The 11,718-nt window shown below is 47.1% G+C and carries 8 protein-coding genes; 7 read left to right on the forward strand and 1 reads right to left on the reverse strand.

Annotated elements, in window-relative coordinates; translation table 11 throughout:
• Positions 1-9: 9 nt before the first annotated feature.
• On the reverse strand, positions 10-2,544 hold the full coding sequence (locus RIG68_RS25570; protein WP_350129163.1) for a TonB-dependent receptor: 2,535 nt from the start codon (positions 2,542-2,544) through the stop codon (positions 10-12).
• A gap of 200 nt (positions 2,545-2,744) precedes the next feature.
• Between RIG68_RS25570 and dnaE the strand changes: the two genes are divergently transcribed.
• The 7 genes from dnaE to RIG68_RS25605 all read left to right on the forward strand — a co-directional run bounded on the left by dnaE (position 2,745) and on the right by RIG68_RS25605 (position 11,716).
• Positions 2,745-6,926 (forward strand): DNA polymerase III subunit alpha, encoded by a 4,182-nt coding sequence (gene dnaE, locus RIG68_RS25575; RefSeq protein ID WP_350129166.1) that lies wholly within the window; start codon positions 2,745-2,747, stop codon positions 6,924-6,926.
• A 186-nt stretch (positions 6,927-7,112) separates the two neighbouring features.
• Complete coding sequence (gene trxA / locus RIG68_RS25580) at positions 7,113-7,436, forward strand: thioredoxin (protein WP_151997507.1); 324 nt, start codon at positions 7,113-7,115, stop codon at positions 7,434-7,436.
• 131 nt (positions 7,437-7,567) lie between these two features.
• Entirely contained in the window at positions 7,568-7,804 is a 237-nt protein-coding gene (locus tag RIG68_RS25585) for an antitoxin (RefSeq protein ID WP_350129169.1), read from the forward strand.
• Positions 7,804-8,049, forward strand: a complete 246-nt coding sequence (locus RIG68_RS25590) for a PIN domain-containing protein (protein ID WP_350129209.1) — start codon at positions 7,804-7,806, stop codon at positions 8,047-8,049. The genes RIG68_RS25585 and RIG68_RS25590 overlap by 1 nt, the downstream gene beginning before the upstream one ends.
• A 336-nt stretch (positions 8,050-8,385) precedes the next feature.
• Positions 8,386-10,611: a carbohydrate binding family 9 domain-containing protein gene (locus RIG68_RS25595; RefSeq protein ID WP_350129172.1), complete on the forward strand. Its 2,226-nt coding sequence runs from the start codon at positions 8,386-8,388 to the stop codon at positions 10,609-10,611.
• A gap of 32 nt (positions 10,612-10,643) precedes the next feature.
• On the forward strand, positions 10,644-11,054 hold the full coding sequence (locus tag RIG68_RS25600; protein ID WP_350129175.1) for a DoxX family protein: 411 nt from the start codon (positions 10,644-10,646) through the stop codon (positions 11,052-11,054).
• A gap of 119 nt (positions 11,055-11,173) precedes the next feature.
• Complete coding sequence (locus RIG68_RS25605; protein WP_350129178.1) at positions 11,174-11,716, forward strand: PepSY-associated TM helix domain-containing protein; 543 nt, start codon at positions 11,174-11,176, stop codon at positions 11,714-11,716.
• Positions 11,717-11,718 lie beyond the last annotated feature (2 nt).

Below are 11,718 nucleotides of genomic sequence, written 5' to 3' on the forward strand. Positions count from 1 at the left end.
AGGCTTTAGCTAGTTCACCACAAACTCCTCCTTCTTAACAAACGGCCGACCATCTTCCGTAATTCCTTCAATCCTCACTTCAAAAGTGGAAGCCACATCCGATGTATAAAACTCCGGCTTGGCAGGAGTTCCTTCTGCTGTTTTCAATCCGCCTTTCCAGTAAAGGGTCGGCCGAACATCCGTGCGGACGTGGGATTGCTTTTTGCTGCTGTAGTCAGGTGTGTAGAATTCCCGGGCGTGATAAAAACCTGGGTGAATCAATCCGAGCGACCCCTTGGGGACGAAAGATTCGTCGACTTCGCTACCATCCTTTAAATAAACGGCAACAACTCCACCAGCACCCATTGAGCCGTACATGGTTGCTCCCGTGCCGGTCAATACGTCGACGAAATCAACCCGATCAACCGGAATGGTATTGATAAAACTTGCATCCACGATACTTCCATTCAATATATATAGGGGGTTAATGCTTCCTCCCTGCAAACTAGAAGCACCTCTAATAATCAAATCATAATTAGGGTAAGACCCGACTACCCGAACGCCAGGCGTACGTCCTATAAACACTTCGAAAATGCTAAGAAACTGAGTGGTTCTACTTATAGAGTCCACGTCAACTCTTCTCGTGGGCCTCTTGTATGTCATTCCTGGCTTATTAAATCTTTCGCCAGTCCTCACTCTCTCTCCTTCCACTTGCATCTCATCCAAAATTACTACGTCTTGCTTTGCAAATGCCGCTTCAATTTCCCTCACCTTTCTGGCCTCCTCAAGGTAGGCGGCTATTGCTTTACTACTAACCAGTTCATCCACAGCCATTTCACCATATTTAATTTCCGGTGATTTCGTTTCGTTGACAACTATTTTGGTTGCAAGGTTTACATTGCCCCCTTCAACAAAATCTTTCTTGCCGCCCTTTTTCCCCATCTTCTTTTCATCAGGCGTTTGAATAACTACTCGTGCCGTATCGTCGATGTCCAAAGCCGTGAATAAGAAATAACCATCGTCGTCCGCCTCCGTTTCAGCTGACCACAAATCACCGTCTGCTTCAGTGCCAGTAATTGTCACTTTCGACTTTACCGGTTTGGACTGAAAAAAGAAATCGGTCACTCTACCTGCAATACTGAAGCCCGGTTCCACCAGGTGATTGATGTCCGGCTTTTTGTCCTCCATAATGTCTTTCCAGGTAAAGCGTCTCCATCCCTGCGTCAGCATCAAATTATCCAGCGCCGGCACCCTGTCTTTGTTGGCCTCATCAAAATAGTAGCCGGGGCTTTCAACTTCTCCCTTGATGTCGGAACTCATCAGCAGGTAGCTAACGATATCATCCGAATTAGGGTCAAATTGAATCCTGGTTTTGTCCACTACAGCCACCGACAAATGAGAGGCTTTGGCAGCATCGCCTTCCGCTAACATAATGGCGAAGTCCACTTTTGAACGCTTATTGTAGGTAGGCTGAAGGCCATCTATTTTGGCAACCGGTCTCTTATCAGATTGATCGATATACACGATCCTTTCTGCCTGTGGCTGCCCTTTCTTGTCAAAAAAAGTAAACTGTGCAACACCCTCAGGCAAATTCTCCTTGGGTATCAACCCTTGTAAAGGCTGCCCATCACTTGCGGGCAGCGTCAAAAACACCACTCCTCTTACATGACCCACAACGGTTCCACCATCTGTGCTTTCACCCCCGGCTCCTTCCACCTTCAGCGTTACATACTTTGGAGACACGTTGGTCATGGTCATCACATAGCCTGATGGCCTGGCCGTTGGTAAAGGCACCTGCATCTTCTCCATACCAAATTTAAAAGTAACCTTGTAGCTTTCCCCTTTTACTGGCTGCATCAGGAATTTCCCCATGCCAAAGTTGCTGGTTTTGATGTCAGCGATCTTCTTGCCTGTGTTATCAGATACTTCTCCCTCTATGTCCACCCCTTTTCCGTCAGGGCCGGTAGCTTTGAAGCCGACAGTGCTCCAAAGGCCCTCCACAAGATCACCTCCCTCAGGAAAAAACTGTAGTCTGACGAGATCTGAATAGTTTTTCATTTCTTCACTTCTCAATTGTGCGGTCGAGCCGGAGACATCAGCCTCGTCAAACGACGGCGACTGCGTATTTTCTATTCGAAGCTCCTTGTGGAAAAAGAAGTCATGGTCAAAGTTTCGCATAAAACTAGTATAGGCCCTTAGTTCATAGGTGTCAGATACCAGTGTGTCTGGCAGAGCAATATCCCCACTACCACTACCTTCACTAATAAAAATATCTCTTTTGGCCACAATAGATCCATCGGTACTTACCACCTCCACGTACACCAGCTTGCTTGGGGCTGATGCCATGTGCGAAATACCATGGGTGAGGTAGGTGGCAAACCAAATGGTATCCCCAGCCGAATAGTAAGGCTTGTCGTGATGGACATACACTTTTTCCGGTGTGTAGTAGGCCAGGTAAGCCTCCAGTTTCTCTATCAGGTCGTTAACAGAAGCTGGCGGTGTTAAAAAAGAAAACAAAGCGCAAATACATAGAATGAGAAAGAGTTTAGCTTTAAGTTTAAACATGCGGTTGAAGTATTGATTGGTTTCGATTAATTATTAGCCTAAAAGTTAGCCTAAAAATACTTGTGATAATAACATAAATTCTGATTTTAGGAATTATCTCTGTCAATATAACTAATCTGTTAGTCAAAAATTGTGGATAACTGTTTGCGGAATTTTTCTACTTTCACCGTCGTTGTTCTCATTGACTTTCCCTAAGCTTTATGTACCTCATATTCGATACCGAAACCACCGGTTTACCCCAAAACTATAATGCGCCGCTAACGGATTTCGACAACTGGCCAAGGGTGGTGCAAATTGCATGGCAGCTGCACGATGCCTCTGGAAAGCTCGTTTCAAACAACAACCTGATTGTGAAGCCTGAAGGCTTCGAAATTCCCTTCAATGCTGAGAAAATACATGGCATTTCTACTAAAAGAGCACTGGAAGAAGGCCTCCCTTTGGAAGATGTACTTCAGCAGTTCAACGAAGATCTGGCCAGGTGCGAAGTAGTTGTAGGCCACAATATTGAGTTCGATATCAATATCATGGGCTGTGAGTATCTCCGCAAAGAGATCGAAAGTCCACTGACATCGCTCAAGAGTATCGATACGAAAAATGAGTCTACCGAATACTGCGCCATACCCGGCGGCAGAGGTGGAAAATTCAAATGGCCCACGCTCACTGAGTTGCACAAAAAACTCTTCGGCGTTGGGTTTGATGAGGCGCACGATGCTGCCTACGACGTGGCAGCCACCACCAAGTGTTTCTTCGGACTGATTACAGAAAAGGTGATCAAGCCCCTTGATGGCGCTGATCCAGCCTCTATTGTTTATGAAGAACCTAAACTGGCCGCAGCCAACTTCGCTCAAAAGGAAGACAAGGGTAAGACGCCTGGAAAAACTGTCGCTGTTGACATCAAAGGCCCTTTCTGTCACCTCCATGTCCACTCACAGTTTTCCATTCTGCCTGCCACTGCTGACATTAAGAAACTGGTGAGCAAAGCCAAAGAATATGACATGCCGGCAGTGGCCCTCACCGACCTTGGCAACATGTTTGGCGCCTTCAAATTTGTAAGAGAAGCCCATGTACAGGGGATCAAACCCATTGTTGGGTGTGAGTTTTATGTCTCTGAAGATCGTAAAACCAGAAAGTTCACCAAAGACAATCCGGATAGGATGACCCAGCAGGTATTGCTGGCCAAAAACAAAGATGGCTATCACAACCTGATCAAGCTGTCGTCATTGGGGTATATGGAAGGGCTTTATGGCCTTTATCCCCGGATCGACAAGGAGCTGATTATGCAATACAGCAAGAATCTGATTGCACTGAGTGGCAACCTAAGCAGTGAGATTCCCAACACCATCCTGAACCAGGGCGAGAGCCAGGGTGAAGAGCTTTTCAAGTGGTGGGTAGAGGTTTTTGGCGACGATTTTTATGTGGAATTGATCCGGCATGGCCTGCCTGAAGAAAACCACGTGAATGAAGTGCTTCTGGGGCTGGCAGCAAAATACAACACCAAGGTAATTGCGGCCAACGATGTCTTCTATACCGAAAAAGCCGATGCTGATGCCCATGATATCCTTCTGTGCGTGAAAGACGGGCAGGTTCAGTCAACGCCCAAGGGAGCTGGCAGAGGCAATCGCTTTGGTTTTCCCAACGACCAGTTCTATTTCAAGTCCGAGGAGGAAATGAAAAAGCTGTTCGCCGATGTGCCCGAAGCCATCGAAAACATCGGCGGGCTGCTGGAAAAAATTGAGAGCTACAAACTGGATAGGAATGTGCTTCTCCCCGCCTTCCCTATCCCTGAAGGCTTTGAAACAGAAGACGACTACCTGCGGCACCTCACCCTGGAGGGAGCAAAAAAGAGGTATAAAGAGATCAGCCAGGAAATTCAGGAAAGGCTCGATTTTGAGCTGGAAACTATCAAGAAAACGGGTTACCCTGGCTACTTCCTTATCGTGCAGGATTTCACCTCTGAGGCCAGAAAAATGGGTGTCTCTGTTGGCCCTGGCCGTGGATCGGCAGCGGGTTCGGCAGTAGCCTATTGCATCGGCATTACCAATGTAGACCCGATCAAATACGATCTACTGTTTGAGAGATTCCTGAATCCTGACAGGGTATCACTCCCCGATATTGATATTGACTTCGACGACGAAGGCCGTGGCAAGATCATCGAGTGGGTGGTGAACAAATACGGCAAAAACCAGGTGGCGCAAATCATCACTTACGGCACCATGGCCGCCAAGTCGTCGATCAGAGACAGCGCCAGGGTAATGGAGCTGCCGCTGTCGGATGCGGATATTTTGGCCAAGCTTGTTCCTGAGCGACCAGGCACGTCGCTCACACAGGCTTTCAGGGAAGTGCCTGAGCTCATGGCCTTTAAAAATGGCAAAGACCTGAAGGCCCAGGTGCTGCAAAAAGCGGCTGTTATTGAAGGAACAGTGCGGAACACTGGCATCCACGCCTGTGGCATCATCATTACGCCCGACGACCTGACCAACCACGTGCCGGTATCCACCGCTAAGGATTCTGACCTGCTGGTGACACAGTTCGATAACAGCGTGGTAGAAAGTGCGGGCATGCTGAAAATGGACTTTTTGGGTCTGAAAACGCTCAGCATTATCAAAACAGCCATTGAAAATATTCGGCTGCGGCATGGTATCACCATCGACCCCGACGAAATTCCGCTGGATGACGCCAAGACCTTCGAACTGTACCAAAAAGGCCAAACCAATGGTACTTTTCAGTTTGAATCGCCGGGTATGCAGAAACACTTGCGCAACCTGAAGCCCGACCGGCTGGAAGACCTGATTGCCATGAACGCCCTGTACCGTCCGGGTCCGCTCGAATACATCCCCAACTTTATTGCCCGAAAGTTGGGCAAAGAAGTCATCGCCTACGACCTCCCTGAGATGGAGGACAACCTGAAGGAAACCTATGGCATCACCGTGTACCAGGAACAGGTGATGCTCCTGTCGCAGAAGCTGGCCGGCTTTACCAAAGGCGAGGCCGACGTGCTGCGAAAGGCGATGGGTAAGAAGCAGCGGGAAGTGCTGGATAAGATGAAAGGCAAGTTTGTTGAGGGTGCCACGAAGAAAGGACATCCCAAAGACAAGCTCGACAAAATCTGGAAAGACTGGGAAGCCTTTGCGCAATATGCCTTCAACAAATCGCACTCTACCTGCTACTCGGTAGTCGCCTACCACACAGCCTACCTGAAGGCGAATTACCCGGCAGAGTATATGTCGGCGGTGCTTACTCACAACCAGAGTAGCATCGAGAAGGTGTCGTTTTTCATGGAAGAGTGCCGCAACCTGGGGCTTCCCGTGCTGGGCCCTCACGTGAATGAATCGAGAGTGAACTTTGCTGTGAACAAAAAGGGCGAAATTCGCTTCGGTCTGGGCGCTATTAAAGGGGCTGGAGAAGCCGCTGTTCAGTCTATCATAGAAGAAAGAGAGAAAAACGGCCCCTTTCAGGACATCTGGGACTTCGGCGTGCGGGTGGTGAAAAACGGCTTTAACAAGAAAACCTTTGAATGCCTGGCCATGTCCGGCGCTTTTGATTGTTTCGAGGAGTACCACCGCAGGCAGTACCTCGAAGCGGCCGATGGCGAATCGACGCTGGTAGAGCTCATTACCAAGTATTCGCAAAGACTCCAGCAGGAGGCGGCCAGCGATCAGGTGTCACTTTTTGGAGGCTCGGGGCAGGTAGAAGTGCCAAAACCCCGAATACCCGATATCGAACCCTTTGGCGACATCAGGAAGCTGAACATAGAAAAAGAAGTGGTAGGGCTATATATATCAGGGCACCCACTCGATCAGTTCAGCTTTGAAATGAAGCATTTCTGCAACACCACGCTAACTGACCTCAAGAATGACGAAAGCCTGGCCAATGGCGGCATTATCAGACTTGGCGGCATTGTAAGTGGTATCAACCACCGCACAACCAAAAAGGGCAATCCATTTGGTGTGTTGACATTGGAAGACTATTCCGACTCCTACGAGTTCTTCATGTTTTCTGACACCTATGTTAAATTCAAGCAGTTCTACATGGTGGGCTGGTACTTGTTTGTAGAGGGCTTCATGCAGCCATCCAAATTTCGGGTGGGAGAACTTGAGTTCAAAATCAGCGAAATCCAGCTATTGAACGACATCAGAGACAAAATGGCCAAGGGACTTATCCTGAAGCTGGATGTCAACAACCTGACCGAGCAGATGATTGACGACCTCCATCAAATGGCCATAGACCATGCTGGCTCCTGTCCGCTGAAGGTGGTGGTGCAAGACCCCTCGGAAAACATTTCTCTGGAACTATTCTCCAGAAAGCTACAAGTAGAGCCGAAAGGCGAACTCATTAAGCAATTGGATGCAGTGGGCGATTTGGAGTATGAGGTGATGACGTAAGAAAAGAGGATTTGAAGAACTGAAGAGTTGAGTATTTGACTGAAACTCAATTCCTCGATTCCTCAAACACTCAGCTTATCCCCTTTTGTCCGCACGCATACATATTGAGATTTTTTGACAAGGATGTAGAACTTATTGATCTATATTTGTGTAAGGTATTCAGCAATTACAAAAATTATACATACAATGGGTAAAGCAATAGAAGTAACAGACGCTAATTTCGAGGAGATCATTAGCTCAGACAAACCCGTTCTGGTTGACTTTTGGGCAGAATGGTGTGGGCCTTGTAAAATGATTGGGCCAATCGTAGAGGAGCTGGCTGGTGATTTTGAAGGCAAAGCCGTTATCGCCAAAATGGACGTGGACATGAATCCACAGGTGCCCGCTAAGTTTGGCATCCGCAGCATCCCCACCCTTTTGGTTTTCAAAAATGGCCAGGTGGTTGACAAACAAATTGGTGCAGTTCCCAAGTCAGTTTTGAACCAGAAAATTCAAGCTCAGCTAGCTTAATCAGCTACTGAGGAATAAATAATAGAGAGGCTACTTGAAAGGGTGGCCTTTTCTCGTTATAAAGAAAAGCAGGTGAAACCTGCCTTGTTTTCCTTTTTCTTTAATTTTGTACATTAGTTGAAAATGACGCCATGGGCTTCGAAACAATTGATATAAAAGATTCTACAGGCACTCAGTTGATTGGAATACCCGAGAGCCTTAAGATTAATGACAACAAGGCCTACCTCAAAAAGGTTGGCAATGTGTTGTATATTATCCCTTTCCACGATCCCTGGAAGAGTTTGATTGATAGTGTGAATGAGTTTTCTGACGACTTCATGACAGAGAAAGGTCAACCAGATCAGCAAAAAAGGGAGTCGTTTGATTGATGTATATTCTCGATACGAATATTTGCATCTATATAATCAAACAAAAGCCCATTTATGTTTTTGAACGATTTCGATCTATTTCCCTAGGCGAAATTGGGATTTCTTCCATAACCCTATCTGAACTGAATTACGGAGTAATGAACAGTGCACTGGCCGAGAAAAATAAGCTTGCGCTTGCTCAATTTCTTATTCCATTGGAAATCCTACCCTTTGATATCGATGCCGCCATGGCTGTGGCAAAATAAGAGCGGATCTCGAAAACAAGGGAAAGCCCATTAGCCCCCTGGATATCCTGATGGCAGCCTACGCACTCAGCCTTGATCAGACACTTGAAACCAACAAAGAGAAAGAGTTCACAAGAGTCACTTCTCTGAAAATCGAAAACTGGGTTTGAATGATAGGAAAGTCAATGGAATCACTTTTGCAAGCAAAAAGACGGCTACCTGAAAAGGTGGCCGTCTTTTTTTGTCCGGTGACATTCTTTTACACTCCGCCCAGCAAGTCTTTGGTTGACTGTTTCCTTCGAACGTCTTTCTTTGCGAACTAGACGACCAACACCCTACAAGCGACCTACCGGATTTATGCGCAAAACAGTACTTACGTTCATTTTTGGACATCTATTTTTTCTGGACGCCACGTGCCAGGAAGCCAACGAAAAGAAAAACACCGCATTTCAATCTAATTATCAGCTCCGTATTGAACGAGCCAAAGACCCTATCGTTCTCGACGGAGAGCTTAACGAAAGCAGCTGGCAAACCGCCGATGTAGCGACTGACTTCTGGATGAAATTTCCAAGAGACGACCAAAAAGCACCCCGGCAAACAGAAATGCGTGCTGCCTACGATGAGAAATTTCTGTACATAAGCGCCGTGTGCTACGACACCAGCTACTACGTGGTACAAACGCTTAAAAGGGATATCCGGTACTTTGATGGCGACGGCATCGCAGTGGTGCTTGACCCAGTCAATAAAAAAACCAACGGCTTCTTTTTTGGTGTAAGTCCCATGAATGTGCAGGCCGAAGACCTGCTGGCCTCGAGCTCCAACAACCTCAATTTTAGCTGGGACAACAAATGGTTCTCAGAAGTAACCAGGCATGAAGACCGCTGGATAGTAGAAATGGCCATCCCTTTCAAAACGCTTCGATTTGAAGCCAACAATGATGAGTGGGGCATCAACTTCATCCGCAACGATGTGAAAGCTAATCAATACCACGCCTGGACCAATATCCCAATCAACTTCGACGGCTATGATTTGGGCTATACCGGATCGATGGTATGGGACAAAGCCCCAGACCCTGTAAAAACCAACTTATCGGTGATCCCCTTTGTCACTGGAGGCATCAACAACAACCGGGAAGACGAAGTACCTGTCACCTCAGCTGACCTGGCGGGCGGTTTGGATGCGAAAATTGGCATTACCTCTTCCCTCAACCTGGACCTTACTGTATTGCCCGACTTCTCCCAGATTGAGGTCGACGTGCAACAAACCAACCTGACCCGTTTTAGTCTCAATTATCCTGAAAGGCGAACCTTCTTTCTGGAAAATGCAGATCTGTTTTCCGGTTTCGGTGGTGGCCCGAATCGTCCCTTTTTTTCCCGACGAATAGGGCTCGACGAAAACGCCCGGCCGATCCCCATCCTGGCAGGTGCCAGATTGAGTGGTAACCTCACACAGCGCATGCGAGTAGGCGTTATGAACATTCAAACCAGGGAAACAGACGACACCGAAGCACAGAATTACACAGCCGTCGCCGTTAACCAACGTGTTTTTAGCAGGTCGCTCATCAAAGGCTATTTTCATAACAGGCAAAGCTTTGTTGCTGGAGCGGGAACCGATAAAACCAATTATGGGCGAAATGGGGGGATTGGGTTCGACTACTCCAATATTCCGGGGTCCATAACGGGCACAGCCCTCGTAAGCGTATCTGAAAAGCCAGGTGCCGGTGTTTCTTATTCACAACACTATACCGCCGGGTATGACGACAGGCACTGGTCTCTGTTCGCAGACTATATCTCCGTTCCTACCGACTTTCATGCCGACATGGGCTTCATTCCGAGGTTAGAAAACTATGATGCGCTGCGAGACACTGTTATCAGATTGGGATTTGAACATATATACAGTCAGGCTAGCTATACCATCCGCCCCACCAATGGAGGCAACATCAATACCCATGAAATTCAAACGAGCACCAGTGTAGATTGGAATCCCGACTGGACACTCAATGAAAGATCTTCCTCCCTGGGCTATGAAATCAAGTTTAAAAATACATCTGGGATAGAAACAGAGCTGAGCAGCAACGACGTTCGGCTGCTTTTTCACACGGCTTTCATTGACGATACACCGCTCCCACCCGACACTTATCAGTTCAGCCAATTCAATATTGCCTATGAGTCAGATGAACGAAAAAAGCTGGCTTTTTCGGTTGAGGCCGGTGCTGGTGGCTTCTATAACGGCGAAATTCAGCGATACCAAACAGAATTTACCTATCGGCTACAGCCCTGGGGCAACTTTTCACTTGGCTTCGAGCAAAACGAGCTGGCCTTTGCTGAAGGCTACGGCAGCGCAAGCATAAGCTTATTTAGCCAGCGATCAGAAATCAATTTTTCCAATAGTCTGTTCTGGATAACTTTCTTTCAGTACAACACCCAGAGAAACAACTTCAATATTAACAGCAGACTGCAATGGAGGTATAAGCCTATGTCTGACCTCTATTTGGTATACACCGACAACTACTTTGCAGATCCTTTCCTGAAGGCCAAAAGCAAGGCCATCGTGTTTAAGCTGAACTATTGGTTTACCCTTTAATGCTATTATTGAATCCCGTTAAATTTTCTACTATGAAAAAACTTTTCTCCAGCTCGATCAATGAAAACTATGTCTCACTTGGCCTCCTCGTTCTCAGGCTGTTTTCCGGCGCTTTTATGTTAACTCATGGCTTCGGTAAATTCCAACGCCTGTTCTCCGGAGAGGAAATCCGCTTCATGGATTTCATGGGGCTTGGCTCAACCGTCTCCCTGTCTCTTGCTGTGTTTGCCGAATTTGTGTGTGCCATCCTCATTATGCTGGGCGCTGCCACCCGACTGGCTGCTATCCCTCTCATTGTAACGATGACAACAGCAGGCTTCGTAGCTCACGCCGCAGACCCTTTTGGCACCAAGGAAAAGCCCTTTCTGTTTCTGATTATTTTCATCTCTCTGCTGATTATGGGCGGTGGCAAATACTCTGTAGATAAATTGATTAGTAAGTAGACTCGGCCGCCAACTGGTAGCCGAATAAGGCTCTGGCATCCTGAAAAAGTAAGTCAACGTCGATTTTACCAAATTTTGTTAGATGAAATGTATAATTTCACCGCAAAAAGCGAACTGAAATGAAGCTAACCGCACGAAACACCCACAGGGACATCGCCTATTTTTATATAGGCCTCATTATTGCCTTTTCTTTTTCAGGAATTTTCCTCAATCACCGAAGAGTGTGGCACCCGAGTCGGGTAAAGTATACTTCACAGGAAATCACAATGACTCCCGTCAGCGCCGAATCGATTAACGATGACTTCATCAAATCGTTTTCCGCAACTCAGTCCATAGATGACCAGCTTCGCAGGTACAGCATGGACGGAAATACCTTGAGAGTTTCCTACGCTAATCAAGACGTGACAATGGACGTGAGCACGGGCAAAGGAAAGCTGGAAAAATACATGACCACACCGCTTCTCGGTCAAATGACCAAGCTTCATGTAGACACCAGTGACTTCTGGATCTACTACTCCGACATATTTGGGGTTGCCATGCTTGTGATCGCCTTCACCGGGATGTTTATTGTAAAAGGTGACAAAAGCTTCAGAAAAAGGGGATGGAAACTGGCTGCCATTGGGCTCGTTTTTCCTTTGATTTTTCTCTTCTTACTGGGTTAAAA

Source organism: Imperialibacter sp., assembly GCF_040222385.1.
Lineage (GTDB): Bacteria > Bacteroidota > Bacteroidia > Cytophagales > Cyclobacteriaceae > Imperialibacter.

Coding starts and splice junctions, on each gene's coding strand:
- RIG68_RS25595 (WP_350129172.1), top strand. CDS start 8,386: ATGCGCAAAACAGTACTTACGTTCATTTTTGGACATCTATTTTTTCTG.
- RIG68_RS25590 (WP_350129209.1), top strand. CDS start 7,804: ATGTATATTCTCGATACGAATATTTGCATCTATATAATCAAACAAAAG.
- RIG68_RS25605 (WP_350129178.1), top strand. CDS start 11,174: ATGAAGCTAACCGCACGAAACACCCACAGGGACATCGCCTATTTTTAT.
- RIG68_RS25570 (WP_350129163.1), bottom strand. CDS start 2,544: ATGTTTAAACTTAAAGCTAAACTCTTTCTCATTCTATGTATTTGCGCT.
- dnaE (WP_350129166.1), top strand. CDS start 2,745: ATGTACCTCATATTCGATACCGAAACCACCGGTTTACCCCAAAACTAT.
- RIG68_RS25585 (WP_350129169.1), top strand. CDS start 7,568: ATGGGCTTCGAAACAATTGATATAAAAGATTCTACAGGCACTCAGTTG.
- trxA (WP_151997507.1), top strand. CDS start 7,113: ATGGGTAAAGCAATAGAAGTAACAGACGCTAATTTCGAGGAGATCATT.
- RIG68_RS25600 (WP_350129175.1), top strand. CDS start 10,644: ATGAAAAAACTTTTCTCCAGCTCGATCAATGAAAACTATGTCTCACTT.